Annotated in this window: 19 protein-coding genes; 12 read left to right on the top strand and 7 right to left on the bottom strand. The window is 63.1% G+C overall.

Features of this window, described 5'->3' with window-relative positions:
• Positions 1-13: 13 nt before the first annotated feature.
• A complete protein-coding gene (locus E8M83_RS01455; protein WP_137171622.1) occupies positions 14-592 on the bottom strand; it encodes a hypothetical protein in 579 nt (192 codons plus the stop codon).
• A complete protein-coding gene (locus E8M83_RS01450; protein WP_137171621.1) occupies positions 592-2,763 on the bottom strand; it encodes a serine/threonine-protein kinase in 2,172 nt (723 codons plus the stop codon). Before E8M83_RS01450 ends, E8M83_RS01455 begins: the two co-directional genes overlap by 1 nt.
• Positions 2,764-3,084: 321 nt before the next feature.
• Here E8M83_RS01450 and E8M83_RS01445 point away from each other — a divergent pair, with 321 nt between their 5' ends.
• Complete coding sequence (locus E8M83_RS01445) at positions 3,085-5,226, top strand: hypothetical protein (protein WP_137171620.1); 2,142 nt, start codon at positions 3,085-3,087, stop codon at positions 5,224-5,226.
• Between the two features lie 132 nt (positions 5,227-5,358).
• Positions 5,359-8,553, top strand: a complete 3,195-nt coding sequence (locus E8M83_RS01440; RefSeq protein ID WP_137171619.1) for an error-prone DNA polymerase — start codon at positions 5,359-5,361, stop codon at positions 8,551-8,553.
• Here the strand turns inward: E8M83_RS01440 and E8M83_RS01435 are convergent, their stop codons facing one another.
• Positions 8,554-10,176: a PAS domain-containing methyl-accepting chemotaxis protein gene (locus E8M83_RS01435; protein WP_137171618.1), complete on the bottom strand. Its 1,623-nt coding sequence runs from the start codon at positions 10,174-10,176 to the stop codon at positions 8,554-8,556.
• A gap of 249 nt (positions 10,177-10,425) precedes the next feature.
• Here E8M83_RS01435 and E8M83_RS01430 point away from each other — a divergent pair, with 249 nt between their 5' ends.
• The 4 genes from E8M83_RS01430 (at position 10,426) to E8M83_RS01415 (ending at position 15,032) form a co-directional block, all read left to right on the top strand.
• On the top strand, positions 10,426-11,454 hold the full coding sequence (locus E8M83_RS01430; protein ID WP_137171617.1) for a LacI family DNA-binding transcriptional regulator: 1,029 nt from the start codon (positions 10,426-10,428) through the stop codon (positions 11,452-11,454).
• Positions 11,455-11,549: 95 nt separating this feature from the next.
• Complete coding sequence (locus E8M83_RS01425; RefSeq protein WP_137171616.1) at positions 11,550-12,068, top strand: gluconokinase; 519 nt, start codon at positions 11,550-11,552, stop codon at positions 12,066-12,068.
• Between the two features lie 172 nt (positions 12,069-12,240).
• Entirely contained in the window at positions 12,241-12,834 is a 594-nt protein-coding gene (locus E8M83_RS01420) for a PEP-CTERM sorting domain-containing protein (protein ID WP_137171615.1), read from the top strand.
• A 416-nt stretch (positions 12,835-13,250) separates the two neighbouring features.
• Positions 13,251-15,032 (top strand): glycoside hydrolase family 16 protein, encoded by a 1,782-nt coding sequence (locus tag E8M83_RS01415; protein ID WP_137171614.1) that lies wholly within the window; start codon positions 13,251-13,253, stop codon positions 15,030-15,032.
• Positions 15,033-15,061: 29 nt separating this feature from the next.
• Here the strand turns inward: E8M83_RS01415 and E8M83_RS01410 are convergent, their stop codons facing one another.
• From E8M83_RS01410 to E8M83_RS01400, 3 genes are read right to left on the bottom strand one after another with little or no spacing between them, the layout of a single operon-like run.
• On the bottom strand, positions 15,062-15,493 hold the full coding sequence (locus tag E8M83_RS01410) for a GNAT family N-acetyltransferase (protein WP_170976649.1): 432 nt from the start codon (positions 15,491-15,493) through the stop codon (positions 15,062-15,064).
• Positions 15,490-17,868, bottom strand: a complete 2,379-nt coding sequence (locus tag E8M83_RS01405; protein WP_229491379.1) for a GH36-type glycosyl hydrolase domain-containing protein — start codon at positions 17,866-17,868, stop codon at positions 15,490-15,492. Before E8M83_RS01405 ends, E8M83_RS01410 begins: the two co-directional genes overlap by 4 nt.
• Positions 17,865-19,241: an MFS transporter gene (locus tag E8M83_RS01400; RefSeq protein ID WP_137171612.1), complete on the bottom strand. Its 1,377-nt coding sequence runs from the start codon at positions 19,239-19,241 to the stop codon at positions 17,865-17,867. Before E8M83_RS01400 ends, E8M83_RS01405 begins: the two co-directional genes overlap by 4 nt.
• Before the next feature lie 159 nt (positions 19,242-19,400).
• Here E8M83_RS01400 and E8M83_RS01395 point away from each other — a divergent pair, with 159 nt between their 5' ends.
• Entirely contained in the window at positions 19,401-19,970 is a 570-nt protein-coding gene (locus E8M83_RS01395; protein ID WP_137171611.1) for a hypothetical protein, read from the top strand.
• Between the two features lie 97 nt (positions 19,971-20,067).
• Here the strand turns inward: E8M83_RS01395 and E8M83_RS01390 are convergent, their stop codons facing one another.
• Positions 20,068-21,813: a methyl-accepting chemotaxis protein gene (locus E8M83_RS01390; RefSeq protein ID WP_137171610.1), complete on the bottom strand. Its 1,746-nt coding sequence runs from the start codon at positions 21,811-21,813 to the stop codon at positions 20,068-20,070.
• Between the two features lie 289 nt (positions 21,814-22,102).
• Between E8M83_RS01390 and E8M83_RS01385 the strand changes: the two genes are divergently transcribed.
• The 5 genes from E8M83_RS01385 to E8M83_RS01365 all read left to right on the top strand — a co-directional run bounded on the left by E8M83_RS01385 (position 22,103) and on the right by E8M83_RS01365 (position 26,724).
• A complete protein-coding gene (locus E8M83_RS01385; protein WP_137171609.1) occupies positions 22,103-23,791 on the top strand; it encodes a CTP synthase in 1,689 nt (562 codons plus the stop codon).
• On the top strand, positions 23,788-24,642 hold the full coding sequence (gene kdsA / locus E8M83_RS01380) for a 3-deoxy-8-phosphooctulonate synthase (protein WP_123068324.1): 855 nt from the start codon (positions 23,788-23,790) through the stop codon (positions 24,640-24,642). Before E8M83_RS01385 ends, kdsA begins: the two co-directional genes overlap by 4 nt.
• A gap of 72 nt (positions 24,643-24,714) precedes the next feature.
• On the top strand, positions 24,715-26,001 hold the full coding sequence (eno, locus tag E8M83_RS01375; RefSeq protein ID WP_123068323.1) for a phosphopyruvate hydratase: 1,287 nt from the start codon (positions 24,715-24,717) through the stop codon (positions 25,999-26,001).
• A 69-nt stretch (positions 26,002-26,070) separates the two neighbouring features.
• Complete coding sequence (gene ftsB / locus E8M83_RS01370; protein WP_137171608.1) at positions 26,071-26,430, top strand: cell division protein FtsB; 360 nt, start codon at positions 26,071-26,073, stop codon at positions 26,428-26,430.
• Between the two features lie 9 nt (positions 26,431-26,439).
• Positions 26,440-26,724 (top strand): DNA-binding protein, encoded by a 285-nt coding sequence (locus tag E8M83_RS01365; protein WP_137171607.1) that lies wholly within the window; start codon positions 26,440-26,442, stop codon positions 26,722-26,724.
• Positions 26,725-26,943 lie beyond the last annotated feature (219 nt).

Here is a 26,943-nt window from a genome sequence, read left to right as displayed (position 1 = left end):
TTAATTTAATCTTTTAATTCGGAGGATAGGTGCCATTACCGATTTCGCCTTCGGGGTCGAAATAGAATACCCGAAGTTGCTCCAGTTCTTCGCCAGTACGTTTAATCCGGACGGTGACATAGAAAGAAATATCCCAAAATCCGTTATAAGGTCCGACGGTAAGCTTGCCGTCCCAAAGTAGGGTGACGCGTTTTCCTTTTTTGGGGTCGACGCCAGTGCTATGGATAGAGAATGCTGAAGGGTTAATTTGATACAGTGCACCGAGTTGTTTTCCTTCTTCGTCAACGAAGAGGGAAGGCATGCCATAGTGGGTACGTACGTCTGGCCCGCAACTCAGAATACGAGGCCGAGTAATCAAACAGCAATCGATCACTTCCAGTGAGTCAAAGCCGGTTTTATCTTTGTCGGTTGCGTTAATGGCAATTCGGAAAACTTGGCCAGCGGAGAAGTCAATGTCACGATTCCAGTAAGGTTCTGGAGAATTATGCTCGGAATTGATGGCGGCATCGATGTCCGCAAATACCCAGTCAATACCGTCGTCTACTTGATTAACGTCAAAGCTTGCTGTCAATGTCATCAATGGTTGTGCCATTATTCCTCTTCCATTTTGAGTAAATCAAACCGCGGATCGCTCCGCAGTGCCAATAAATCGGGCTCGGTCCCGATTAATTTCCTGGGATAGCCAAGCTGCTGTGCTGTAGTTAACTCAAGCAGCGCCGAATCGCGTTGCCCCGTTATTTCGTAGGCTATGGCAGCACGAAAGCGAATATCCGCATTGGACGGCTTGGCGGATACTGCTTTTTGACTCATTACAGATGCAACGTCCTTGTCGCCTAATTTAGCTGCATATAAACCCATACGTGAAATCAGGGTGGCGTTGTCTGGAGCGCGCTCCAATAAGGGTTTTATTAATGCAGCTGCTTTGCGATAGGCTTGCTGGGAATCTGATTCGCGACCTGGAATCCAGCGGAGTGTATCTGCCAAATTTGCCCACCGCAAATATGCAATACTGTTACCTTTTGAGACAGATACGGCATGCTCAAAGGCTTTGGCCGCACCGATATAGTCACCTCGACTGAATAATGCTGTTCCAAGATTGCTATAAAGGTGTCCATTGGGACGCACCTGTAATCCTTGTTGAAGCACTTGTAATGCTTCGTCATCTCGTCCCAGTCGTACTAATGTCATGCTTAAGTTGGCGTAGGAGTATACGGCGTCTGGATCCAATCTAATGCTTTGGCGGAAAGCCTGCTCAGCACCCATATAGTCGCCTTGTCGATAGCGTAGCTCGCCCAATTGATCAACAAATAGACGTTCTGTTGGGTGTGCCTTACGGGCGGCTTCGATACTAAGCTCGGCTTCCGAGTAGCGCTGTAAATGAAGTAGAATTCCGCACTTGGTATTATGAGCGAAAAGATTAGTAGGGTCGAGTTGTAATGCCTGATTTGCAAATTGCAGCCCTTCCTCGTTTCGTACTTGCTGCCAGCGTACGTAAGATTTGGCGGCATAGCCGAGTGCTAGTTGGTCATCAAGAGCCACTGCTGCCTGAGCACTAGCGTCGGCACGTTGTAACCAACTTGCGTCGCTGCGATCGCCCGCAAAACGTAGTGCATAGGCCAACGCTAAGCCGGCCGATGCAGCTGCATGATTGGACTGTTTCGCTAGGATAGCGTTAAAATTCTCAATCGCAATATCTAAGCTGCCATCACTATCAAACCGACGCAGTGCTGCCATGCCATTTGACATATGCGCCGAATCGGATATTGGAGGCAGCCATTGGCGAGTAATTTCTTCGGTGGTTCCCCAATATGCGGTAGCACCTAAAACTAGTAAAAATCCTAAAGAACAGTAAATAATCTTTCGCGAAATGTAGCGAGACGTAGACGGTTCTTTAGCCGCAGTCGGGGACATGAGTCTTTGGGACACTGTAGAGTCTGATCCTTGCAACGCTCGCGCAGTCTCTTTGACGGCTTGCATCGTCGGTATACGCATAGCTGGATCCGGGGCACACATTGCGCGTAGCAACGTTACCATGTCCTGATCAGCATCCGGAGCAATGGCCCATTGCGTACATGAGGACTGCACCTGCGCAGCAGCTAGCGCCAATCCATGCAAATGCGCAAACGGCCGCTCCCCATGCATCATCTCGTACATCAGCACGCCAACAGCATAAATATCGCTGAGCGTGCTCGGAAGCTTGCCGTTCAAAATTTCAGGCGCCAGATAGGCGATCGTGCCCTGCGTCTGCAGCACATCCCCTGATTCGGTCGCCAGCGGATCAATCTTGCGCGCCAGCCCAAAATCCATGATGCGCAACTGCCCCGACGGTTCGATCATCAGGTTCGCCGGCTTCAAATCCCCATGAATCAACCCCGCCGCATGTGCCTGCGCCATTGCATCCGCCAACTGGCAAACGATATCGAGGATCTGATCCCTTGACAGCTTGGTCGTGGACAGCAGCTGATGCAGGGTCTTCCCCCCAACCAGCTCCATCACGATCGACTTGCTGTGCCCGTCGTCTTCGAGCGAATAAATCTGGATGAAAGCGGGATGCCGCAGCGAAGCCGCTAGACGGGCTTCCTGCAGCAGATTGTCCGGCTGGTCGCGCACCAGGTCAGGCTTCAGGCGCTTGATGGCAACGGTACGCTGCAGCGCCGGATCCCAAGCCTCATGCACGTCGCCAAAACCGCCATTCCCAAGCAGCTTACCGAGGCGATAGCGCTCGGTACTGGGAGTGGCAATCAGGTCAGGCGAAGAAGTCATTTGCGGCTCGTTTGGTCGGCGCAGGCGCCGTAAATACTACAGGAAAAGAAACTTGCCGAACACACATTCTTTAGTCCGTGATGCAGGCACCCAGCGTGTCAACGACTTCGTTGACATGTAAAAACACCCGCTGTTTTACACCCGTTTGGCATAAATCGTCGACCAAATCCTCGGATTTGTTGCTCCGGCACCATTGTTTCAGCCTGGCACGGAGTTTGCAAACTATTGCTCGCAGCGATGATGAAACGCAACAAAAAGCCGTGACGCCATCGCTGCCCTTGACGCAAAGCATGTTATTCATTCCCGAGAGAAGATTCAAGTATGGCTACCCAAAACACAGGCGTTCTGCAGATCGTTGGCGCGGCGTATGGACTCAAGCAAGTGACCGCCCAAGTCATCAAGCTGGTCAACCGTCAGGCTTTTCCAGAGTCCCTGACTGTCTTGGCAAGCAACCAGGCGTTCGGCGACACCTGGGTCGGCCATGAAAAGACGCTGACGGTCGTCTATCGCTACGACGGTGGCCCGACGTACGTGGCGACGGCGTCGGAAGGCCAGACGCTGACCATCGGCGTGCCGCAGTTCGAGCAAGCCGCCCAGGCTCCCCTCCCAGCGCCGGAAGACGATGCCGCCCAGTCGGCATTGACGGTGTGGGGCGCAAGTTTCGGTCCTGCCGACGTCAGCGCGACTGTGCGCAGCCTGGTTGACAGGACAGCCAGCACCTTGTCCCTGATCGCCGACCGCGCCACCCTCGGCAACGCGGGCAATGACAAACGCAGCGCCTTCGTCATCGTGGCCAGCTATGCCGGCCAGGTGCCGTTCATCGACATCGTCGTCGAAGGCAATCCCTATACGCTCGGCTACCGCCCGCCACTGCATATCCTGAGCGCCTTCTACGGCCTGAAGGACGTCACCGACATCGTCCGCGCCAGCGTGAGCCGGCGCAGGCTGTCGGTCAGCGCATCGAGCAGCGTATTCGGCGATGGCTGGCCGGCCATGCGCAAGACGCTGCATGTGGTCTACCAGTACGGTGACCGCAAGCCGCAGATGGCCGCAACCACCGAGAACCAGGTTCTGCACATCGACTACGACCCGTCCGCGCCCGCCGCCCAGGCCTCGCTCGACCCACGCGCCCTGAACATCATCGCGGCCGCCTACGGACCGGTCGACGTCACGGCCAAGGTGGCCGCGCTGGTGGAGGACGGCAGCCTGTCGTTCACGGTGGACAGCATGACCTTCGGCGACACCTGGCCGGCCGCCGTCAAGTCGTTCTCGATGGTGTATAGCTGGGGCACGACGGCGGTGTCATATGTCAACGTGCCCGAAGAGACGCCGGTCTCGATCACCCCGCCCGAGCCTGCCTTTGCCGCCGACCGCACCTTCGTCTCGCTGGCCGGCCTGCTCGCCGCTGGCGACGAGATCAAGCTCCAGACCGCCGCCGGCGGCTACTGGTCGCTCGCCGCCGATGACCAGATCACGGCGCTCGGGACCTCGAGCGATGCCGCCGAGGTGTTCACCATCGGCGTCCCCGAGGCCCTGGATTCGGCCGCCATCACCCTGCGCTGTCGTGACGGTAGCTATGTGAGCACCGGCCCGGACGGCAGCTTGCGTGGGGGTGGCAGCGTGGAGGATGCAGTCCAGCTGATGGCATCGCTCCAGGCCAACGGCGCCATCAATATCGGCGTCGTCGGTGGCGCGGGCGCGCCCTTCATCGCGGTCACCGCGAGCGGCGCGATCGCGGTGGACGGCAGCTACGACACCAATTTTTCCACCTGCTTCAACCTGCTGCTGAACCCCACCCGGGCCGGCAACGCCAGCCATTTGCAGGCCTTCGCCAGCGAGACGATGCTGGACGGCCCGGTCGACATGAAGCTGGTGAAAGTGGTGTGGAAGCTGACCGGCGGCTGCTTTCTAGCGACCGGACTTGGCCCTTTGCTCGGCGACCCGCGGCAAATCGGTCCTACCTTGTACCGCTTCCTGCGGCGCTATCCGGGCGTGATGAACAAGATCGCGATCCTGATCGCGACCATCAACTGCAACCGCGCGATGCCCTCCGGCGCCTTGCTGTCCGTGCTCAAGGCGATTCATGAAGCGGGCATTCTTATGCCGGTGCTGCGCCTGACGCTTGCGACGAGCGGATGGATGGGGATTTCGTGGGCCATCGTCACGATCCTGACGAAAGTGCAGGGCGGTGTCGCGATGGCCGGGGCTGCCCAAGCGGCCGGGCCGGGCGAGAGTTTTTCCGACTGGGCTTACGAGACCACGATGGATATGCTCGACTACATCAATTCCACCGGTGGCACGGCGCTGATGCTCGCGTACGAGCGCATGGTCAGTGCCGACCAGCCGATCCTGCGCCGTGCGCATGGTGGTGGCGTGTCGGGCCTGCGTGCGCGGACGGCTTGCAAGGAGTCCTGCGCGTCGACCCTCGGGCCGCTGCCACGTCCTTTTCCAACGCATGTCTAAATTTGTGATGCGTAGGGTGGGCCTGGACGCGTAGTCAACCCGTTCACCCGATATTGCAGATTTTTTGCCGCTTTGGTCAGCTGGGTTATACTGTGTTTTTGTACAGTATTGGCTGTTTGACAGCCCCGCAGCGTGACCGCCAACACCGCCCAGCCTCCAGCCTCCCAAGCGCTGCCACCTTACGCCGAGTTGTTCTGCCTCTCGAACTTCTCGTTCCTGCAAGGGGCCTCGCACGCCGAGGAGCTGGTCGCGCGCGCGGTGCAGCTCGGGTACTTCGCGCTGGCCCTCACTGACGAATGCTCGCTGGCCGGCGTCGTGCGCGCCCACGCCGAGGCGAAAAACGCTGGCCTGCCCCTGATCATCGGCGCCCACTTCCACCTCAAGAACCCCGACGATGCTCTAACCCCAGCCCCGTCCCTGATCCTGCTGGCCCAAAACCGCAACGGCTACGGCAACCTGTCCGAACTGATCACGATCGGCCGCACGCGCAGCGAGAAGGGCACCTACCTGCTCACCCCCGACGACCTGGCCAATCCCGCCCCACGATACGCGCACCTGCAACACATGCCCGACTGCCTGGCGATCCTGCTGCCGCCATACCCCGGCCACGAAGCGCAGGACGTCGACCGCCTGCACGCGCAGGCCGCATGGATGGCCACCACCTTCCCGGGCCGCGCCTGGCTCGGCCTCACCCTGCTGCACCGCGCCTTCGACGACGCCCACCGCGCCACGGTCGAAGAGGTGGGCTGGCAGCACGGCCTGCCGATCGTCGCGCTGGGCCATGTGTGCATGCACGTCCGTTCGCGCAAGCCCCTGCAGGACACCCTGAGCGCGACCCGTCTCGGTAAACCGGTGGCGGCCTGCGGCTACGGCCTGGCGCAGAACGCCGAGCAGCACCTGCGCGCGCGCCTGCGCCTGGCCAATCTCTATTCGCGCGAAGCGCTGGCCGAGACGGTGCGCATCGCCCGCCTGTGCACCTTCTCGCTTGACGAACTGCGCTACGAATATCCCGACGAGGTGGTCCCCGAAGGCCACGACGCCACCAGCTACTTGCGCAGCCAGGCCTGGATTGGCGCCCACCGGCGCTTCCCCGCAGGCGTGCCGGCCAAGGTGCAGGCCCAGATCGAGTACGAGCTCGAACTGATCGCCGACATGGGCTACGAGCATTACTTTTTGACCGTGTACGACATCGTGCGCTTCGCGCGTTCGCAGCACATCCTGTGCCAGGGCCGCGGCTCGGCCGCCAATTCGGCGGTGTGCTACTGCCTCGGCATCACCGAGGTCGACCCGGCCCGCGCCAGCCTGCTGTTCGAGCGCTTCATCTCGCGCGAGCGCAACGAGCCGCCCGACATCGACGTCGACTTCGAACACCAGCGGCGCGAAGAAGTCATCCAGTACATCTACAACAAGTACGGCCGCGAGCGGGCGGCGCTGGCGGCGGTGGTGATCAGCTACCGGCCCAAGAGCGCGCTGCGCGACAGCGGGCGGGCGCTCGGCATTGACCTCGCCATCGTCGAGAAGGTGGCCAAGACCCACCACTGGTTCGACAGCCGCGCCGACCTGCTGGGACGCCTGGCCGAAAGCGGCCTCGATCCCGAGGCGCCGCTGTCGCGCCAGTGGGCCACGCTGGCGCAGTCGTTGCTGAACTTCCCGCGCCACCTGTCCCAGCATCCGGGCGGCTTCGTGATCGCCAAGGGCAAGCTCTCGCGCCTGGTGCCGATCGAGAACGCGACGATGGCCGACCGCAGCGTGATCCAGTGGGACAAGAACGACCTCGAGGAACTGGGCCTGATGAAGGTCGACGTGCTGGCGCTGGGCATGCTGTCGATGATGCGGCGCGGCCTGGAGCTGGTCGGCCAGCGCCATGGCCAGCTGTTCGAGATGCAGGACATCCCGGCCGACGATGTCGCCACCTACGACATGATCTGCCAAGCCGACACCGTCGGCGTGTTCCAGATCGAGTCGCGCGCGCAGATGAGCATGTTGCCGCGCATGCGGCCGCGCCGTTTCTACGATCTGGTGATCGAGGTCGCGGTGGTGCGTCCCGGGCCGATCCAGGGCGGCATGGTCCATCCCTATCTGCGCCGGCGCCAGGGATTCGAGCCGGTCGTCTATCCAAGCCCCCAGATGGAGGTCGCGCTCGGGCGCACCCTGGGCGTGCCGATCTTCCAGGAGCAGGTGATGCAGGTGGCGATCCTGGGCGCCGATTTCACACCCGGCGAGGCGGACCAGTTGCGGCGCGCGATGGCGGCCTGGAAGCGCAAGGGCGGCCTCGAAAAATACTACGAGCGCATCGTCGGCGGCATGCTCAAGAATGGCTACACGCAGGAATTCGCCGAGGCGATCTTCAGCCAGATCCAGGGCTTCGGCGAATACGGCTTCCCCGAATCGCACGCGGCCAGCTTCGCGCTGCTGGCCTATGCCAGTTCCTGGCTCAAGTGCCACGAGCCGGCCGCCTTCCTGTGCGCGCTGCTGGGCAGCCAGCCGATGGGCTTTTATAGTCCCTCGCAACTGGTGCAGGATGCGCGCCGCCACGGCATCGAGGTGCGGCCGGTCGATGTCGCCGTCAGCACCTGGGATTCGGCCCTGGAAGAATACGATCCGCTCGATCGTTCGCGCCAGCCGGCGGTGCGGCTGGGCTTGTCGCTACAGCGGGGGATGAGCCAGGACGCGGCCGAGCGCATCGAGCAGGCGCGCGCCGTGCGGCCTTTCGACAGCGTGGCCGACCTGGCGCGCCGCGCGCAGCTCGACCGGGGCGACCTGCAGGTGCTGGCAGCAGCCAATGCCCTGCGCTCGCTGGCCGGGCACCGGCGCGAAGCCTTGTGGCAGGCCTCGGGCGCGGCGCCCGACAAGGATTTGCTGCGCCCGACCGTGCCGCGCGAGGAAACACCGGCATTGCAGGCGCCGAGCGAAGGCGAAGAGATCGTCGGCGACTACCGCGCCCAGGGCCTGACCCTGGGCCGCCATCCGCTGGCGCTGCTGCGCGAACGGCTGCTCAAGCAGCGCTTCATGCCGGCGTCAAGCCTGATGGATTACCAGGACGGCCAGCTGGCGCGCGCCTGCGGCCTGGTCACGGTGCGCCAGCGTCCAGGCACGGCCAAGGGCGTGCTGTTCATGACGCTGGAAGACGAGACCGGCAACATCAATGTGATCGTGTGGCCGACCCTGGTCGAGCAGCAGCGGCGCGAAGTGCTCAATGCGCCGCTGCTGGGGGTGTATGGCATCTGGCAGCGCCAGGGGGAGGTGCGCCACCTGGTGGCCAAGCGGCTGGTGGACCTGTCGCACCTGCTCGGTGGGCTGGATACGCGCAGCAGGGATTTTTGTTGATTACGCGGCGACCAGTTTCGTGGTGCGCTTGCCGGCCACCGCACGCGCGGTCCGCGCCGGTGCGCCCGCATGCAACTGGAACACCTGCAAGGCCTGCGATACCTCGTCGGTCTGCCGCGCCAGCGTCGCCGTCGCGGCGGCCGCTTCCTCGACCAGCGCCGCGTTCTGCTGCGTGATCGCGTCGAGCTGGGTCACGGCCTGGTTCACCTGGCCGATGCCGCTCGACTGCTCGCGCGTCGCGGTCGCGATCTCGTCCATGACGCGGGTGACCTGGCCGACCGCGCCCACCACTTCCTGGATCGCCGCGCCGGCCGCCACGCTCAGGCGGTTGCCGCTCTCGACGTTGACGATCGAGGCGTCGATCAGCGTCTTGATCTCCTTGGCCGCGAGCGCGCTGCGATGGGCCAGCGTGCGCACCTCGCCCGCCACCACCGCGAAGCCGCGCCCTTGCTCGCCCGCGCGCGCCGCTTCCACGGCGGCGTTCAGGGCCAGGATATTGGTCTGGAAGGCGATCCCGTCGATCATGCCGACGATGTCGAGCACCTTGTGCGACGAGGCGCTGATCGCCTCCATCGTGCTCACCACCTCGGTGACCGTGCGCTGGCCGTTGCCGGCGGTCGTGGCGGCGCGGCGTGCCAGGTCGCTGGCCGCGTTCACGCTGTCGGCGCTCTGCAACACGTTATGGGTCAGCTGTTCCATGCTGGCCGCCGTCTCTTGCAGGCTGGACGATTGCGTCTCGGTGCGGCTCGACAGGTCCAGGTTGCCGGTCGCGATCTCGCCGGTCGCATGGCGCATCTCGTCGAAGTTGGCGCGCACGTCGCCGATCACGCTGAACAGGTTCACGGCCGACTGGCGCAGCGCCGCCACCAACTGGCCCATCTCGTCGTCGCGGCGCGGCGCCAGGCGGCAGGTAAGATCGCCCCCGGCCAGGCGGCGCGCGAAGCCCGATGCGTCGGCCAGCGGCGCCAGCACGTTGCGGCGCAGGCTGGCCCACAGGCCCAGCACCATCGCCAGCGACACGCCGAGGGACAACAAGGTCCACGCCGGCAAGCCGTCGCGCCAGCATTCGACCGTGATCGCCGCCAGCAGCACGGCCAGCAGGCCCATGCCGGCATTGACCTGCGTGCGCAGCGGCAGCCTGCTTAGTGCCGCCAGGCGGCCGCGCAGGCCGCCCCGTTCGACGCGGCCACGGCGCAGCACCAGTCCGCGCGGGTTGCCGGCCTTGAATTCGGCATACGCTGCCGCCGCTTCGCGCACCTGCTCGCGGGTCGGCTTGGTGCGCACCGACATATAGCCGACCGCCTGGCCGTTCTCGAGCACCGGCGTCACGTTGGCGGACACCCAGTAATAATCGCCGTTCTTGCAGCGGTTCTTGACCATGCCGCTCCATGGCTGGCCGGCGCGGATCGCCTGCCACATGTCGGCGAAGGCCTCGACCGGCATGTCGGGATGGCGCAGGATGTTCTGCGGCGCGCCGATCAGCTCTTCCTCGGTGAAGCCGCTGACTTGCACGAAGTACGGGTTCGCATAGCGGATATTGCCCTGCAAATCGGTGGTCGAGACGATGGTCTTGCCGTCGGCGAGCTGGTATTCGTTGTCGGTGATCGGGGTGTTAAGACGCATACAAGAGGCCTTTCTCGAACGGTCGAGACAATGAAGGGGTAGCGGGATTTCTAACAGGAAAGTATAACGACAGCCGGTGAGGGCGTCTGCGACCCAGGCATCAGATTCAGCAAAAATACAACGCAAAAACCAGTAAAACCAATAGTCGACTCGGGAGCCAGTTCTGGCATCCGCCCAGGGAGTCGCAAAAGCCCTGGCCGTTGTTGATAGAATGGAACCAGGGATGAAGAAAGCCACGACAGGATGACAATGGAAAAAACGGGCCGCAGCAGGGGCAGGGGAACGGGGCGCGCGACGCTCGAGCAGGTGGCGGGCATGGCAGGCGTGTCGATCATGACCGCCTCGCGCGCGCTGAGCCAGCCGCAGATGGTCTCCGAAGTCACCCGCGTCAAGGTCGAGCGGGCGGTGGCGGAGCTGGGCTATGTGCCCAACCGCGCCGCGCGCGCGCTGGCTTCGTCGCAATCGCACGTGATCGTGGTGCTGGTGCCGTCGTTTTCCAATGCCGTGTTCACCGCCGTCCTCGAAGGCATCCACGATGCGGTGGCGCCGGGCCAGTACCAGCTCCTGATCGGCAATACCTATTATTCGCAGGCCGAAGAAGAAAAGCTGCTGCGCACCTACCTGCAATCGAGCCCGGACGGCATCCTGTTCTCGAGCCAGGCCCACAGCCCGGCCGTCGTAAAAATGCTGGAAGCATCGCAGGTGCCGGCGGTATCGATGATGGACCTGTCCGACGCACCGGGCGACCTGTCGGTCGGCTTCTCGCAGTTCGAGGCCGGCATGGAGATGACGCGCCACCTGCTCAAGAAGGGCTACCGCCGCATCGGCTTCATGGGCGCCCAGCTCGACGAGCGCACCTTGCGCCGCGCCGACGGCTACCGCGCCGCGATGGCCGAGGCGGGCCTGGCCGACCCTGGGCTCGAGATGATGGTGCCGGAACGCTCCACCATCGCGCTCGGCGCCGAGTTGATGGGGCAGATGATGGCGCGCATGCCCGACTGCGACGCCGTCTTCTGCTGCAACGACGACCTGGCCCACGGCGCCGTCTACCACTGCCAGCGCCACGGCGTCCAGATCCCGCAGGACATCGCCGTGTGCGGCTTCAACGACTTGCCCGCGTCGGCATTCATGATGCCGTCGCTGACCACCATCGACACGCCGCGCTACCAGATCGGCTTCGAGGCCGCCGGCCTGCTGCTGCAGGTGATCAAGGGCCAGGAGCCCGAACGCAAGCGGATCGATCTCGGCTTCACCTTGCGCGCGCGCGAAAGCGCCTGAACCGCGGCCGCCTCGACCGGCCCACAATCGCCGCTTTACTTTTCCTGTGCAGCCGTTACAATCGCAGCATGTATGTTAGCGTTAACATGGAAAAGATGACGACACAAGTGCGAGACGACGGCAAGGGAACGGCCTGGGTGGTGATGGGTGTAAGCGGTTGCGGCAAGAGCAGCATCGGCTCGCAGCTGGCGTCCAGGCTCGGCATGCCCTTCATCGAAGGCGACGCCTTTCATTCCGAAGCCAATGTCGCCAAGATGTCGGCCGGTGTCGCGCTGACCGACGACGACCGCCACGGCTGGCTGGTGACCCTGCGCGACAAGCTGGCCGCGCGCGAGGGCGGGGCGGTGTTGTCGTGTTCCTCGCTCAAGCGCGCCTATCGCGATCTGCTGCGCGGCGCCGGCGGCGACGTGCGTTTCGTGCACCTGGCCGGCGAGCGCAGCCTGCTGCTCGAGCGCGTCAGCAACCGTCCCGGCCACTACATGCCGCCATCGCTGCTCGACAGCCAGCTGCGCACGCTCGAACCCCTGCAGCCGGATGAAGCCGGCATCACGCTCGACATTCGCGAGACGCCGGACCAGCTGGTGGCGCAGATCCTGGCAACTATCCAGGTTTAGGTGCGCTGGATGCAAGCCTACGCGCGCTCAGATTTTGTCGAAATATCTTACAAGCAATCCTGATCACGATTCATGCTGGAAATTATTTCGATAAAAATCAAGAAGATAAATAAATACAGATTAATGGCATGCTAATTGCTTTTGGGAGGATTCACCCTGAAAGGAGATTTCCATGTCGTTGAATTCCCTGAAAAAGCTGTTTGCTGGACTGTCGCTGCTGGCCTGCTCTTCGGTATTTGCTGCACCAGTCACCATCGATGTCGGCGGCATTCAGAGCGGCGGCCAATTTGGCGATTCCCGCAACACGGTTTACTCGTATAACGTTGGCGCCGGCGCGACTATTCTCAGCGTTAACTATTCATTCAACGTCACTGCCTATTCCCCGAGCTGGCTGTCGGAAATCGGGTTCGCCATTTCCGACTCGAGCGTGACCGAAGGCGTCCTGTTTACTCCCGGCTTCCTGAGCGATTTTGGCGGCACCGCCAGCTATTCGGATAACGTGATCCTTGCCGATGAAGGTCTCGGCTTCAACGTCGGCGCCGACGGCCTCCTGCGCGTCGAGTTCTACGACGATTTCAATGATAGCGCCGTCAATCCGGACAGTATCTGGAACTTCGGCACGATTACCATCACCTATTCGCCCGATATCGATCCACCGACGACCGATGTGCCAGAACCTGCAACGGCGCTGTTGATGGGTGCCGGCATCATGATGATGGGCTATGGCCGTCGTCGCCGCACCCTGCAGAAAATCCCAACGGCATAATCGCACCGACCCCGCTACTTTCACGCTACGGCGTTGTGCCGTATCGTCGACCGCAAACAATGATGCGAAATCGGTGACGATTTCGCATTATTCGTCGATTGACGCATTTCAGTAATCCTGCGATCCAGTTCACGGCCCCAGGGAATGGCGAGTTATTCGTCACATGCCCGAGCAACTGGTCAGGGAGATTTTCTCCCTGCCATATGCCATCCGGGTAATCGCGCACGTCATCCATCCTGTATGGACATGATCCTGAAATCGGACTATATTTTCCTTTCCTGATTGGAAAGGTTTCCAAGTTCACATTCCACACGCATTCGCACGACATCATTCGAGACCAACGCCAAGTTGGCAAGGCGCGGCAGGGCCATCCGGCATGGGCCGCATTTTCTTGTAGTGAGAACCGAGGAGTCGACGTGAACCAGCAAATCAAGCAGTATCGCTCGAGATGGAAACCTTTCCACATACTTGCCGCCGCCATCCTGGCGGTGTGCGGCGCGCAGGCTGCGGCCAGCGTCACCAATCCGGTCATAGGCCAGCTGCTATGGTCCGAAGAGTTCAACGGCAGCAGCGTGAACACCGGCGTGTGGACCCTGCAGGACGGGAACGGCTGCCAGATCGGCCTGTGCGGCTACGGCAACGCCGAGCTGCAGTACTACAGTCCCAATAACGCCAGCATCGTCAATGTGCCCTTCGAAGCGGGCACGCGCGCGCTGGCGATCCAGGCGCGCAGCCAGACGGTCGGCGGCAATGTCTTCACGTCGGCCCGGCTCGACACGAAGAACAAGGTGCAGGTGCAGTACGGGATGATCGAGGTGCGCGTGGCCACGCCCAACCTCGGCACCGGCTTGTGGCCCGCCGCGTGGCTGCTGGGCGTCAGTCCGCAGACCTGGCCGCGTAACGGCGAGATCGACATGATGGAGATGGGGCACAAGGCCTCCGGCCGCGCAGAGGGCGGGGCGCCGTCGTCGAACCACTTCGTCGGCTCGAACGTGATCACCTGGCAGCAGGCCGCCTGCGTGCCGGGCAACGAGAGCTGCGCCGCATCGACCGCATGGCAGACCAAGAACTGGTACGTGCCACAGAACTCGCTGGCGAACCGCTTCGTCACCTACCGCTTCTATTGGGACGAGAGCCAGATGCGCTTCACGACGGTCGACAACGGCGTCGAGCACAATATGTACAACGCGCCGCTGCCGGTCAACTCGACCGCGCTGCGGGCGCCGTTCTACCTGCTGCTGAACATGGCGGTGGGTGGCAACTTCACGGACGCCGCCAACCCGGGCCAGGTCACGGCGCCGCTGCCGGGCACCATGTACGTCGACTACGTCCGCGTCTATCAACTCGACGGCAAGGGCCAGGTCAAGCTGGGCGACCAGACCGTGCCCGAGGTGGCCGGCAAGTTCGGCGTGTTCACCGACGACACGGCGGTTAACGACAAGCTGGTGGCGGGCACCAGCTCCGACATCTTCCTGTGGAATACCACTTCCACTGGCGCCGGCAATACGGCGCCGTTCGAAGGCAATAACGTCATCGCCTGGAGCTACAACACGCCCGGCCAGTGGTTCGGCGGCGGCATCCAGGCGCGCCAGGTGCGCAACCTGAGTAACTACCGCGCCAATGGCACCGTCAAGTTCCGCATCCGGATCCCGGCCAATGTGGGCTTCCGGATCGGCATCGGCGACACGTATACGAACCAGAACTGGGTCAACTTCCCGGCCAATACCACGGCGTATGGGTTGACGCGCAATGGCCAGTGGGGGCAGGTCTCGATCCCGGTCTCGACCCTGCTCGGGCCACTGGTGGCGGCCCAGGCTATCCACGACATCTTCATGATCTCGAGCATCGATGGCGCGCTGCCGTCATCCAGCTTCCAGTTCGCGATCGACGACATCGTATGGGAGTCGGGCGGCGGCGGCACCACGCCGACGCCGGAGCCGAGCGGGCCGACCTCGGTCAGCCAGGCCTCGTCGACGATGCTGCAGTTCCGCACCACGACCGGCGGCTGGGCCGACGTGCACTACACCGTCAACAATGGCGCGCAGCAGAACGTGCGCATGCAGCTCAGCGGCGGCAACAATACGTACACGGCGGGCGGGCTGAAGATCGGCGACGTGGTGCGGTATTGGTTTACCTATTGGGATACGCAGCGTAACTTCGCGGTCGATACCCAGCAGCAGACGCATACGATGCAGTAAGAACCTACCGAGATAGGTTCTAAGCGTCGTCATGGCCGCAGCAGCATGCGGTATTCGTGGCCTTCGGTGGCCACGATCGAAAAGCCCAGCTGTTCGTACAGTTTCCTGGCCGGATTCGCAGTCAGGACGTGAAGCGTCAGCTGGGCTTTTGCTGCGCGCGCTTCGGCTATCACCCGTTCGAGCAGCCGGCGCCCGATGCCCTTGCCTTGCAGGGAAGGATCGAGCTGGATCTGGACGATTTCCCAGCACTCGCCATCGCGCGCCACCTTCAGCAGCCCGGCGGGACGGCCGTCGAGCAGCAGCACCTCGGCGCAGTCGAAGCGCTTGCGCAGCCGTTGCATGTGCTCAGCCTCGCTCGCCGGCGCACCGGATGCCGAAAAATGGGCGTCCATGGTCGTGCGGCGCAGCTGCAGCAGCCAGGGAATGTCGGCATCAACGGCCGGTCGTGTCGTGATATTCATGGTGTCGAAGGGACGGTTACCTCGATGCGGTAAGTGCGGCCTGGCTCGATGTTGTCGATGCGAGCCGCGGGCAGGGCCACGCCATCGCATATTACCTCGACCTGCGCGACCGGGCCGCGCTTGATGTCGACCTCGAAAATCGCACCACGGAAGCGCCGCGTGACCGTCATGCCGTCCCAGCCCGACGGCAGCTGCGGCGCCACCGTCAAGCCCTGCAAATCGCCTTTCAGGCCGCACAGGCCCTCGATCAGGCAGCGATAGACCCAGGCCACGGTGCCGGTGTTGAACAGCTGGCTCGAACGGCCGGCGGTGCGCGGATATTCCTTGTACGCGCCGCGGTAATAGTTGGGAATGAACACCGGCAGCTGGCCGCGCTGCAGGTAGTCGTCCAGGCCCGGCCCCGGAATCATCTTGCGCAGCGCATCGAAGGCGCGGTCGGCCTCGCCGATCGTGTACAGGCTATAGATGTAGAACACCGAGGCGTGGTTGTACACCGCGCCGTTCTCGGCCGAGCCGGGATGCTTTTGCGTGACGCGGCCGACGTCTTCGCGCATACCGCTGTAGGGTGGGGCGAACATCTGCACCCCGTATGGCGTGCGCAGCTGCTCGTCGATCTCGCCCAGCATCCGGGCGCGCTGCTCATGGTTGGCCGCGCCGGACAGGAAAGCCCAGCTCTGGGGATTGAGGTAGATGCGGCCCTCGGCATCGCTGGCCACGCCGAACTTGACGTCGTCGTCGGTGATGCCGCGCGCGAACCAGGCGCCGTCCCACAGGTACGTGTTGGCCGCCGCGTTCATCTCGTCGGCGCCGGCGCGATAATGGGCTTGGCGCGCGCCGTCGCCGCGCGCCGCGCACACGTCGGCCCACAGGTTCAGCGCATAGGCCGCCGCCACCGTCAGCCAGCCCGAGACGCCGCGGCCCTTGTAGCCGACCATATTCATCGGATCGCACCAGTCGCCCTGCTCGATGTACGACAGGCCGCGCGCGTCGCGCCGGTGCAGCAGCCAGTCCATCGCCAGCGAGATGCGCTCGAACGCGCTTTTCACCTGGCCGTCGTGGGTGGCGACCGGCACGTCGAGGATGGCGGCGTCGCCCGTCTCGTCGAGGTAGGCGCGCAGGCAGACCGGCAGCCAGACACAGTGGTCGGTGTGCGGGATCTGGTTGATGTATTTCAGCTCAGCGCCTTCGAACAGCAGGATCCCGTCGGGCATCGCGCCATTGGCTTCCTGCTGGCTCAGCGCATGCAGGAAGGCGGCGCGCGCCGATGCCGGCTTGACGAAGGCCATGCCCATATTGTCCTGCAGGTAGTTGCGGGTCTGCGGGTCGGTGGAGAGGCGGTTGACGTCGCCGTGGTAATACACCTGGCGCGCCAGCCAGGTGTTGACGAAATTGTCGAGCTCGCGGTCGGGCGTCCTGACCTGGATGACGCCTTCGCCCTCGGCGATATAGGCAGCGTAGTCGCGCGCGGCGGCGGCGAAGCCTTCTGCGCCCAGGTAGCGCTGGCGCAGCGCATCGATCTCGGCATCGTCGAACGCGGGGCCGAACAGGAAGCGGCGCGTCGTCGCGGCACTCGGCGCCAGCGCCAGCCGGTACTGGACGATCGCGGCCGGCGTCTCGTAGCGAGCATCGCCGCAGCCCAGGCGTTCACCCGCCAGCGCGGACGGCGCATGCAGGCCGCCTTCGCCTTCGAATGCGACCTGGCCGGTCTCCCAGGCGTCCGGCGCCTGCTCGCACAGCAGCACGGTGCGGTCCTTGAACAAGCGGTTTTTAAAGTAATCTTCCAGCTTCTGGTAGGGCGTGACGCTCGACGCCACGATGCCGCCAAGGTCGTGCCGGTACTCGGCCGACTGGTTCATCCATGACATATAGCCGATCGTGAAATACGGATAGACGCTGATGCGGCGCGGGCGATCCGACAGGTTCGTCACCTGCATCGACCACAGCTCGGCGACGTCGTCGACCGGCAGGCCGAGCACGAGCTCGATGCGGATGCCGAACTTCTCGACGGTCCAGCGCAGGTCGGCGCGGCCGACCGAGAATTCGAACAGGTCGACGCCGCCGCGCACCGGCTCGTAGGGCGCCGAGAACAGTTCGCCCGTGTCTTCGTCTTTCACGTAGAAGAAGCGGCCCGGATGGTGGGCGTAGTAATGCTGCTCGGGCTGCATGAAGGACTTGGCCTGGATGTTCGGCGCGTGCGAATACTTGCTCGGTTCCGGCTGCATGAACTGGGCGGTGGCGTAGCCGCGGCAGGTCGACTGGATCATCATCCTGCGGTTCCACAGGAAGCCGCCGGCCTGCGGCATCGCGGTGGGGCTGGTCAGCACATAACGGTCGTCTTGCGGGTGCAGCATGGATGGAATCTCCAGTGATTTCATGGCGCCGCCTTGCGTGACGCCAGCTCGAGCTGGACGCGCGCCAGCAGCTTGGCGTCGAGGTTATAGAAGCACATGACCAGCACCGCCAACAGGGCGAACGAGGCCGGCACGAAGGACATCAGCCACACGATCCCGGCCTGCGAGCCGGTGGTCTGCGCCGCATTGGGCACGTAGCCGAGCCAGGTGAAGACGGCGCCGATCACGCTCACCGCGACCGCGGTGCCCAGCTTTTGCGAGAAGGTGGCGGCGGCGAAGGTCATGGCGGTGGCGCGGCGGCCGGTGGTCCATTCGTTGTAGTCGGCGGTGTCGGCATACATCGAGAACGCCAGCGGTGACTTGGGACCGAGCACGAAGCCAGTGGCGGCCTGCAGCACGAACATCAGGTCGATGCGGTCGGCCGGGATCAGGAAGAAGGCGCTCGACAGCACGGCGGTGGCGCTCATCAGGATAATCATGAGCAGCTTCTTGTCGACGAAGCGCGTCATCAGCGGCGTGCAGGCCGCGCCGATGGCGGCGAAGATCATATAGGTCGGCACGAAGCTCGCCATCAGTTCGGGGCGCTCGACCACGTACTTGAAGTAATAGGCCGAGGTGGTGGTGCGCAGGGTGATGGTCACCATGATCACCAGGGCCAGCACGAACAGCACCACCCAGGGCCGGTTGGCGGCCAGGTCGCGGATGTCGCGCCACACGTCGCTCTTCTGCCCGGGCGGCGGCGCGATGCGTTCGCGCGTGTTCAGGAACGTGATGAGGAACATGAACGCAGCTGCCACGCTCCAGGCGGCCATGGTCAGCTGCCAGCCACGCTCGTTGTCGCCATTGCCAAGCCATTGAACCATGGCCGGGGTGGCGGCCGTGACCAGCGTGCCGCCGGCGAAGGCGAAGATGAAGCGCAGGCCGTTGATGGTCGAACGCTCCTGCGGGTCGGCCGACATCACGCCCGACAGCGCGTTGTACGGGATGTTGACGCAGGTGTAGAACACCATCATCGCCAGGTAGCTGGCGTAGGCCCAGGCCAGTTTGCCGTCGGCGTCGAGGTCGGGCGTGGTGTAGGTGAGTACCGCGGCGGCGCCGAGCGGGATCGACATCCAGACGAGATATGGCCGGAACTTGCCGAAGCGGGTGCTGGTGCGGTCGGCGGCGGCGCCGATCAGCGGGTCGGTGAAGGCGTTGACCAGCTTGATCGAGGCGAGCAGGGTGGCGGCTTGGGCCGCCGAGATGCCGAAGGTGTCGGTGTAGAAGATCAGCAGGAAGGTTGCGATATTGGCCCAATAAAAATTGAAGCCCATATCGGCCACGCCATAGCTGAGCTTTTCGCGCCAGCCAAGGGGGGCGTTCGCTGCTGCAGGTGTCTCGGGCCCGCGCTTGAACATGCTTGTCTCCAGATTTTGTTAATCGTTATGTGAGCGCTAACATCGTTGGCAAGTATGCCGCCCGTTGGGCGGCATGTCAAACACAAACATTATTCACGGGCTGCTATGTGCCGCAGCTATAATTGCCTGATTGCAAAGCTCCGTTGTGGTTACGTGAAAATGAACGCCTTGAAGGAAAGCCCGGGACGGCAGCTGGCCTACGTCGGTATCACGGCGATCAGCTTTCTCGCGCTGAACGCGATCAACGAATGGATGTTCTTGAGGCTGGAGCACAGTCCCGGCATTAACTGGGTATTCTTACCGGCGGGGATACGCCTGCTGGCAACCCTACTGTTCGGATTTGCCGGCTTTGTCGGTCTATTGCTGGCAAGTTTTTACTTGAACTTCCATCATTTCGCTTTCCCGGATGACGTACGCGCCATCAGCGGTGCGCTGGCAGGTGCGGGTGGGCCTTATCTCGCCTACCTGTTCGCAAAACACTGGTACAACCTTGGGCCGCGCCTCAAGAACCTGACTGCGCCAAGGCTGCTGATTACCGGGATATTGTGCGGCCTGATGAGTCCCGCTTTCCATCACGCGTTCATGTGGGTCCAGACCGGGCTTGTGGATTGGTTCGCGCTCGCTGTGATGATCGCGGGTGACATTGTTGGCATCATGTTCGCCCTGTATCTGGCAAAGGGCGTTATCAAGCTGACCGATCCGCGCGAAGTCGAGGATTATCATGGCTGATGCGAGAGGCCGATATCGTCATCGGCGCCCTGTGGATTGAAAAAAACCGCCGTGCCCGGATCGGGGACGGCGGCTTTTCATCCAGGCGATGGCTTGCTCAGAACTCTTCCCACTCTGCCTCATTGACCTTGGCTGGCGCTGCAGGCTTGCCCGCCGCCTTGGCAACTGCCGGTTTCGAGGCCGGCCTGGCCGCCGGCGCAGTCTTGACCGCCGCACGCGTCACCGGCTTGGCCAACGCCGGCCGTGCCGGCGGACGCTTGACCGCCACCACTGGCGCCGCCGGCGTCACATGGCGCGGATCGAGCTTGAACACATCGACCACCTGCGCCAGGCGCTGCGCCTGCTCCTGCATTGCCGCGGTAGCGGCGGTCGCTTCCTCGACCAGGGCCGCATTTTGCTGGGTCGCATTGTCCATCTGCCCCATGGCCTGGTTGACCTGGTCGATGCCGGTGATCTGCTCCTGGCTGGCCGACGAGATCTCGCCCATGATGTCGGTCACGCGCTGGATCGAGTCGACCACTTCGCGCATCGTCGCGCCGGTATGGTCGACCAGCTTGGTGCCGGTGTCGACCTTCTCGACCGAGTCGCCGATCAGCTGCTTGATTTCCTTGGCGGCGGCGGCCGAGCGCTGCGCCAGGGTGCGCACTTCGGATGCCACGACCGCGAAGCCACGGCCTTGTTCACCGGCGCGCGCCGCTTCCACGGCTGCATTCAGCGCCAGGATATTGGTCTGGAAGGCGATGCCATCGATGACCGAGATGATGTCCACGATCTTGCGCGACGAATCGTTGATCGAGCCCATGGTGGCAACCACCTGGTCGACCGCCTGGCCGGCTTGCGAGGCGACGCTCGAGGCGGCGATCGCCAGCTGGTTGGCCTGGCGCGCATTGTCCGCGTTCTGGCGCACGGTGCCGGTCAGCTCTTCCATCGAGGCGGCGGTTTCTTCCAGCGCCGCGGCCTGCTGCTCGGTGCGGCTGGACAGGTCGAAGCTGCCGGCCGCGATCTCGCTCGAGGCGCCGCTGATGGTCTGGGTGCCGCTGCGCACTTCGTCGACGATCTTCGACAGCGAGGTATTCATATGCCCCAGCGCGCGCAGCAGGGCGCCGGTCTCGTCGGTCGCCTTGCTGTCTATGTCCACCGTCAGGTCGCCGGCCGCCACCTGTTCAGCGGCGTACACGGCCTGGCGCAGCGGACGGGTGATCGAGCGGGTCAGCAGCCAGGCGAACACGCCGCCCAGCAGCAAGGCGCCGGCGGCCAGTGAGCCGATCACGATATTGCCGCGTTTCGCGGTGCTGGCGATCAGCCCGGCACTGGCGGCGATGCGCTTGTGCTGCAGGTCGACCAGTTCCTTCACGCGTTCCTGGTAGGCCTTGGCGGCCGGATTGAATTGCTGGGTCAGGATCTGCTCGGCCAGGTCGACGTCGCCATCGGCCTTGGCCTTGACTGCGCCGTCGCGGGCGCGGCTGTAGGCGGTGCGGTGTTCCATCACCGACTTGAACAGCGCGGTCTCGTCGTCGCCGCTGATCAGGGGTTCGATCTGCTTGACCAGGTCGGCCGACAGCTTGCCGGTGGCGGCCGCGTCTTCCTTGAAGAACCCGGTCAGCGACGGGTCGCTGCTCTTGACGATGGCGGCGGTGCGGCGTACGGCGGCGAAGATTTGCGTGTACCACTCGGCGATCATGCGCTCCTTCGCCAGCGGTTCTGCCAGAATCGACGATGTCTCTTGCGCGACCTGGTTCAGGCGCCAGACGCCGACGGTGGCGATGATGACGGTCATCAGCAGCGTCAAGGCGAAGCCGGCGGCCAGGCGCGTACCGATATTGAGTTTGATGAAATTGCCCATGATTTGTGTAGTTGAGATTGGGTTTTTGCGCCGGATTGGCGGCATCCTTGCGGCGTTTGTGCTTATGACACCGGAACTGTCTTTGACAAGCGTTGTCGGTAAAATATTGTCTCGTCTGACCAGTTACAATTATTGCCCAACCGAAACGAAAATGCACTGAGAATAGTGGTTTTGTGCACGAGCGGCGACACGAACTTTCGAGGTGTTGGCAGCTTGTTATGAAGAAGTATTTGCAGCTTTAAGGTATAATTTCTATTTCCCGCGTGTGCCGTTCGGCACCATCAGCACAATGACCAAATTCGTATTCGTCACTGGCGGCGTCGTGTCTTCCCTGGGCAAGGGGATCGCGGCCGCCTCCCTCGCCGCGATCCTCGAGAGCCGTGGCCTCAAAGTCACCATGCTCAAGCTCGACCCGTACATCAACGTCGACCCGGGCACCATGAGCCCCACCCAGCACGGCGAGGTGTTCGTCACCGACGACGGCGCCGAGACCGACCTGGACCTTGGCCACTACGAGCGCTTCATCAGCACCCGCATGAAGAAGGTGAACAACTTCACCACCGGCCAGATCTATGAATCGGTGATCCGCAAGGAACGCCGCGGCGAATACCTCGGCAAGACCGTGCAGGTCATCCCGCACATCACCAACGAGATCCAGGACTACATCCGCCGCGGCGCCGAAGGCGTCGACGTCGCGCTCGTGGAAATCGGCGGTACCGTCGGCGACATCGAGTCACTGCCATTCCTGGAAGCCGCGCGCCAGCTGTCGCTGCGCTCGGGTCGCAAGGGCGCCGCCTTCGTGCATTTGACGTTGGTACCATTCATCGCCTCGGCCGGCGAACTGAAAACCAAACCGACCCAGCACAGCGTGCAGAAGCTGCGCGAGATCGGCATCTCGCCGAACGCGCTGCTGTGCCGCGCCGACCGCCGCATCCCGGACGACGAACGCGCCAAGATCTCGCTGTTCGCCAACGTCGAAGAGCAGGCCGTGATCTCGGTGTGGGACGTGGACACCATCTACAAGGTCCCGCAAGTGCTGTGCGACCAGGGCCTGGACGACATCATCCTCGAAGCCCTGGGCCTCGAGGCGCCGAAGGCCGACCTGTCGATGTGGACCCGCCTGATTCACACGCTCGAGAATCCAAAGCACGAGATCACCATCGGCATGGTCGGCAAGTACGTCGACCTGATCGAGTCGTACAAATCGCTGACCGAGGCGCTGCGCCACGCCGGCATCCATACCGAGAGCCGGGTCAATATCGAGTACCTCGATTCCGAGGAGATCGAGACCCGCGGCTGCGACCACCTGGCCAAGTACGACGCCATCCTGGTGCCGGGCGGCTTCGGCAAGCGCGGCGTGGAAGGCAAGATCATGGCCGCGCGCTATGCCCGCGAAAACAAGATCCCATACCTCGGCATCTGCCTGGGCATGCAGGTCGCGCTGATCGAATACGCCCGCAATATGGCCGGCCTGCCGAACGCGAACTCGACCGAGTTCGATCCGGAAACCGACCAGCCGGTCGTCGCCCTGATCACCGAATGGCAAAACCATGACGGCAAGGTCGAGAAACGCGACACCAACTCGAACCTGGGCGGCACCATGCGCCTGGGCGCCCAGACCTGCGCGGTCAATCCGGGTACGCTGGCGGCCGAGATCTATGGCAATGTCGTGACCGAGCGTCACCGTCACCGCTACGAAGGCAACAACTACTACCTGCCGAAGGTCGAGGCTGCAGGCCTGACCGTCTCGGCGCGTACCCCGAATGAAGACCTGTGCGAGATCATGGAACTGCCGCGTGACGTGCACCCGTGGTATATGGGCGTGCAGTTCCACCCAGAGTTCAAGTCGACCCCGCGCAGCGGCCACCCGCTGTTCACCTCGTTCATCCGGGCGGCGCTGGCGCACCAGGCTTCCAACACGAACACCGCGGCCGGCGCAGCCAATGCAGCCCCGGCCTTGCAAGGAGATGCAGCATGAAACTCGCTGGATTCGACGTCGGCCTCGAGCACCCGATTTTCCTGATCGCCGGCACCTGCGTGATCGAATCGCGCCAGATGGCGATGGACACCGCCGGCACGCTCAAGGAAATCACCTCGGCGCTGGGCATCCCGTTCATCTATAAATCGTCGTTCGACAAGGCCAACCGCTCGTCGGGCAAGTCGTTCCGCGGCCCTGGCCGCGAGAAGGGCCTGGAGATCCTGGCCGATGTGCGCCGCGAAATCGGCGTGCCGGTCCTGACCGACGTGCACGACGAAGAGATGATCCCCGAAGTCGCGAGCATCGTCGACGTGCTGCAGACCCCGGCCTTCCTGTGCCGCCAGACCGATTTCATCAACGCCTGCGCGCGTTCGGGTAAACCAGTCAACATCAAGAAGGGCCAGTTCCTGGCCCCGGGCGACATGAAGAACGTGATCGACAAGGCCAGGGCCGCCGCGCGCGAAGCAGGCCTGCCGGAGGATAACTTCATGGCCTGCGAACGCGGCGCCTCGTTCGGCTACAACAACCTGGTGTCGGACATGCGTGGCCTGGCCATCATGCGCGAATCGAACTGCCCGGTGGTGTTCGATGCGACCCACTCGGTGCAGCTGCCGGGCGGCCAGGGCACGTCGTCGGGCGGCCAGCGCGAGCACGTCCCGGTGTTGTCGCGCGCCGCCGTGGCGGCGGGCATCGCCGGCCTGTTCATGGAAACCCACCCTGATCCGGCCAATGCGATGTCGGACGGTCCGAATGCCGTGCCGCTGGCGCACATGAAGGAACTCCTGACCACGCTCGTCGAGATCGACCGCATCGTCAAGAAGACCGGTTTCATGGAAACCAAGTTCAAGTAACAGCGCATCCTCGGTGCGTCCTGCGGCAGGGCGCATCAGTACGATTTCCCCACCATCTGGAGACTGAGAAACATGAGTGCTATCGTTGATATTATCGGCCGTGAAGTCCTTGATTCGCGCGGTAACCCAACCGTCGAATGCGACGTGCTGCTGGAGTCGGGCGTGATGGGCCGCGCCGCGGTGCCGTCGGGCGCCTCGACCGGTTCGCGCGAAGCGATCGAACTGCGCGACGGCGATCCGAAGCGTTACTTCGGCAAGGGCGTGCTGCAGGCCTGCGAGAATATCAACACCGAGATCTCCGAAGCGATCATGGGCCTGGACGCCAACGAGCAGGCTTTCCTGGACCGCACCCTGATCGATCTCGACGGCACCGAAAACAAGAGCCGCCTGGGCGCCAACGCCATGCTGGCGGTGTCGATGGCGGTTGCAAAGGCCGCGGCCGAAGAAGCCGGCCTGCCGCTGTACCGCTACTTCGGCGGTTCGGGCGCGATGCAGATGCCGGTGCCGATGATGAACGTCATCAACGGCGGCGCGCACGCCGACAACAACCTGGACATCCAGGAATTCATGATCATCCCGGTCGGCGCGCCGTCGTTCAAGGAAGCCATCCGCTACGGCGCCGAGGTGTTCCACACCCTCAAGAAGATCCTGCACTCGAAGGGCCTGAACACGGCCGTCGGCGACGAAGGCGGCTTCGCACCATCGGTCGCGAACCACGAAGAAGCCATCAAGCTGATCATGCAGGCGATCGAGCAGGCCGGCTACGTGGCCGGCCAGGACATTGCCCTGGGCCTGGACTGCGCGGCCAGCGAGTTCTACAAGGACGGCAAGTACGTGCTCGAAGGCGAGGGCGGCCTGTCGCTGTCGGCAGCCGACTTCACCAATATGCTGGCCACCTGGTGCGACAAATACCCGATCATCTCGATCGAGGACGCGATGCACGAAGGCGACTGGGAAGGCTGGGCCACGCTCACCGCCGCGCTGGGCAAGAAGGTGCAACTGGTGGGCGACGACCTGTTCGTCACCAACACCAAGATCCTGAAAGAGGGCATCCAGAAGGGCATCGCCAACTCGATCCTCATCAAGATCAACCAGATCGGCACCCTGACCGAGACCTTCGCCGCCATCGAAATGGCCAAGCGCGCCGGCTACACCGCCGTCATCTCGCACCGCTCGGGCGAGACCGAAGACTCGACCATCGCCGACATCGCGGTTGGCACCAACGCCCTGCAGATCAAGACCGGCTCGCTGTCGCGTTCGGACCGCATGGCCAAGTACAACCAGCTGCTGCGCATCGAGGAGGACCTGGGCGACATCGCCAGCTACCCTGGCCGCGACGCGTTCTACAACCTGAAGTAATCCACTGGCCGGCGCGCGGGAAGGGCGCTTGCTCTTCCCGTTCTCCGGCCAGATTGCATCCATTTTTCCATGCGCCTGATCACGATCGCCCTTGCCGTATTGCTCGTGCTGATCCAGTACCCACTCTGGCTCGGCAAGGGCGGCTGGCTGTCCGTGGCCGACATGCAGGGCCAGGTCGAAGCCACCCGGCTCAAGACCGAGCAGCTCACGGCCCGGAATGCCAAGCTGGCTTCCGAGGTCGAGGATTTGCGCGAAGGACTGGGGGCGGTCGAGGAGCGCGCGCGCTACGACCTGGGCATGATCAAGCAGAATGAAATCTTCGTGCAGGTGCTGCGCAAGAACGAGCAGCCGGTCGAGTCGATGACCGTGCCGCCTCCGCCGCCACCGCCGAAGGACGGCGCCAAGCCTGGCGCGACGCCGACGCACTAGTCAAATCTTATGAGTGAACAGAATTCCCCGATCGATCCCGCCAGCCTCGATTCGCTCGATGCGATTGCAGACTGCCTGGCCGATGCCTTCGAAGACGGCGATGGCGCCGTCGTCGGCGCGGCCCTGAAGGCGGTGGCGCAGGCGCCGGGACTGGGCGCGCTGGCAGCCAGCGTGGGCGTACCGCGCGAGCAGCTGGCAGCTGCATTGGCGTCGGGCCAGTTCGACCTCGATCTCACGCTCGAGATCATGAAGGTCGTCGATTTGCATATGAGCGGTGGGCGTAGCGGCGATTGAGCCGGGCGTACGTCCATTCAGACGTTGGTTGCACACAGCGGGGTCATGCACACAGCGGGGTCAGGTCTGACATTCCGACACGGCCTCAACCATATCAGCCACTGTGGGGTCAGGTCTGACATTCCGACACCGCCTCAACCATATCAGTCCCGTCGGCATTGAGCTGCCGCTCTCAGGCATCGGTTACAGCTGAGGTTGTGTCCGAATGTCAGACCTGAC

The sequence above is a fragment of the Massilia sp. HP4 genome (genome assembly GCF_005222695.1).
Taxonomy (GTDB): Bacteria; Pseudomonadota; Gammaproteobacteria; order Burkholderiales; family Burkholderiaceae_D; genus Telluria.
This window is presented reverse-complemented; position numbering and strand designations above follow the sequence as displayed.

Excerpts from the sequence above, each read along its gene's own strand:
- E8M83_RS01455 (WP_137171622.1), bottom strand. The coding sequence starts at position 592 with ATGGCACAACCATTGATGACATTGACAGCAAGCTTTGACGTTAATCAA.
- E8M83_RS01450 (WP_137171621.1), bottom strand. The coding sequence starts at position 2,763 with ATGACTTCTTCGCCTGACCTGATTGCCACTCCCAGTACCGAGCGCTAT.
- E8M83_RS01445 (WP_137171620.1), top strand. The coding sequence starts at position 3,085 with ATGGCTACCCAAAACACAGGCGTTCTGCAGATCGTTGGCGCGGCGTAT.
- E8M83_RS01435 (WP_137171618.1), bottom strand. The coding sequence starts at position 10,176 with ATGCGTCTTAACACCCCGATCACCGACAACGAATACCAGCTCGCCGAC.
- E8M83_RS01430 (WP_137171617.1), top strand. The coding sequence starts at position 10,426 with ATGGAAAAAACGGGCCGCAGCAGGGGCAGGGGAACGGGGCGCGCGACG.
- E8M83_RS01425 (WP_137171616.1), top strand. The coding sequence starts at position 11,550 with ATGACGACACAAGTGCGAGACGACGGCAAGGGAACGGCCTGGGTGGTG.
- E8M83_RS01420 (WP_137171615.1), top strand. The coding sequence starts at position 12,241 with ATGTCGTTGAATTCCCTGAAAAAGCTGTTTGCTGGACTGTCGCTGCTG.
- E8M83_RS01410 (WP_170976649.1), bottom strand. The coding sequence starts at position 15,493 with ATGAATATCACGACACGACCGGCCGTTGATGCCGACATTCCCTGGCTG.
- E8M83_RS01405 (WP_229491379.1), bottom strand. The coding sequence starts at position 17,868 with ATGAAATCACTGGAGATTCCATCCATGCTGCACCCGCAAGACGACCGT.
- E8M83_RS01400 (WP_137171612.1), bottom strand. The coding sequence starts at position 19,241 with ATGTTCAAGCGCGGGCCCGAGACACCTGCAGCAGCGAACGCCCCCCTT.
- E8M83_RS01395 (WP_137171611.1), top strand. The coding sequence starts at position 19,401 with ATGAACGCCTTGAAGGAAAGCCCGGGACGGCAGCTGGCCTACGTCGGT.
- E8M83_RS01390 (WP_137171610.1), bottom strand. The coding sequence starts at position 21,813 with ATGGGCAATTTCATCAAACTCAATATCGGTACGCGCCTGGCCGCCGGC.
- E8M83_RS01385 (WP_137171609.1), top strand. The coding sequence starts at position 22,103 with ATGACCAAATTCGTATTCGTCACTGGCGGCGTCGTGTCTTCCCTGGGC.
- kdsA (WP_123068324.1), top strand. The coding sequence starts at position 23,788 with ATGAAACTCGCTGGATTCGACGTCGGCCTCGAGCACCCGATTTTCCTG.
- eno (WP_123068323.1), top strand. The coding sequence starts at position 24,715 with ATGAGTGCTATCGTTGATATTATCGGCCGTGAAGTCCTTGATTCGCGC.
- ftsB (WP_137171608.1), top strand. The coding sequence starts at position 26,071 with ATGCGCCTGATCACGATCGCCCTTGCCGTATTGCTCGTGCTGATCCAG.
- E8M83_RS01365 (WP_137171607.1), top strand. The coding sequence starts at position 26,440 with ATGAGTGAACAGAATTCCCCGATCGATCCCGCCAGCCTCGATTCGCTC.